This window comes from Polaromonas sp. 39-63-25, assembly GCF_002278925.1.
Taxonomy (GTDB): Bacteria; Pseudomonadota; Gammaproteobacteria; order Burkholderiales; family Burkholderiaceae_C; genus Polaromonas.
The window spans coordinates 1-1,083 of sequence record NZ_NCJH01000054.1 but is presented as its reverse complement, the minus strand read 5'-3'; the positions used below and the strand labels follow the sequence as shown (position 1 = coordinate 1,083).

Sequence of the window (1,083 nt, the reverse complement as noted above, 5' to 3'; positions counted from 1 at the left end):
CGGCGCACCCAGCAGATCGTGCAGGCGCAACAGCTGTTTTTGCGCCATCGCCGCCCTGACACCCCGGTGGTGGTGGTCAAGTCGGCTTACCGGCGCCGCCAGAACATTGAGTTCACCACGCTGGACAAGATGAGCGAGTGCGATATCGGCATGTTGAGCACGGTGCTGATTGGCAACAGCCACACCTTTGTGCGCCATGGCCTGATGGTCACGCCGCGCGGCTACGCCAACAAATACGCGCTGGACGGCGACGGCAGCGCCCATGCAGGCGAAAAACGCGGGCGTTCGCTGTCCACCGGTCTGCTGGGCTGGACGGAAAACCTCCGCATCGACCACGCCGAGGGCGAGAGCATTGCCGCGCTGGCACAGCGTCACAGCTTGCCTGCGGACTACATCGAAATGGTGTTAAACGCACCCGTAGAGGATGAAGCCGTTACTGCGGATGAGTCCGAAGAATGAGCGAGGTCGCCAAGCCAAAAATCGGCAACTACAAACGCCACATCCTGATTTGCACTGGCCCGCGCTGCACACAGGACGGGGCCGCCCAGGAACTGTTCGACAGCCTGGGCGACAAGTTCAAGGCCGCCGGCGTGCATGAGGGTGATCTGCGCGTCAAGCGCAGCCGCGTCAGTTGTTTTGCCGCCTGCAAGGGCGGGCCTGTGATGTGCGTGCAGCCCGACGGCACCTGGTACTACAACGTCACGCCCGCCAACATGGACCGCATCATTGACCAGCATCTGGTTGGTGGGCAACCCGTGACTGATCTGGTGTTTCATCAGGGACCGGATGGCGGCCATGACGTTTGAGGTACAGGGGCAATCCAGCAGCGGGTTTGTGTCCATCGTGGGTGCAGGCCCGGGCCCGGTTGATTTGATGACCCTGCGGGCAGTCGACCGGCTTCAGCGGGCCGAGGTGGTGGTGCATGACCGCCTCATCACGGCAGAGGTGCTGGCGCTGATACCCGAGGCCGCGCAGCGCGTGTACGTGGGCAAGGCGCTGGGCAATCACTCGGTGCCGCAAGAAGGCATCCATGCGCTGCTGGTCCAGCATGCGCGCCTGGGGCGACGCGTGGTTCGCCTCAAG

2 protein-coding genes and 1 pseudogene are annotated in these 1,083 nt (G+C 63.4%); all 3 read left to right on the top strand.

Annotation, left to right across the window (positions count from 1 at the left end):
* Positions 1 to 459, top strand: a pseudogene (locus tag B7X65_RS23890) (precorrin-3B C(17)-methyltransferase); the annotation flags it as partial.
* Positions 456 to 806, top strand: coding sequence for an NAD(P)H-dependent oxidoreductase subunit E (locus B7X65_RS23885; protein ID WP_293596715.1), 351 nt, complete (start codon positions 456 to 458; stop codon positions 804 to 806). The pseudogene B7X65_RS23890 and the gene B7X65_RS23885, both read left to right, overlap by 4 nt.
* The coding region (locus B7X65_RS23880) for an SAM-dependent methyltransferase (protein ID WP_293596714.1) at positions 796 to 1,083 on the top strand (288 nt) is incomplete at its 3' end. The genes B7X65_RS23885 and B7X65_RS23880, both read left to right, overlap by 11 nt.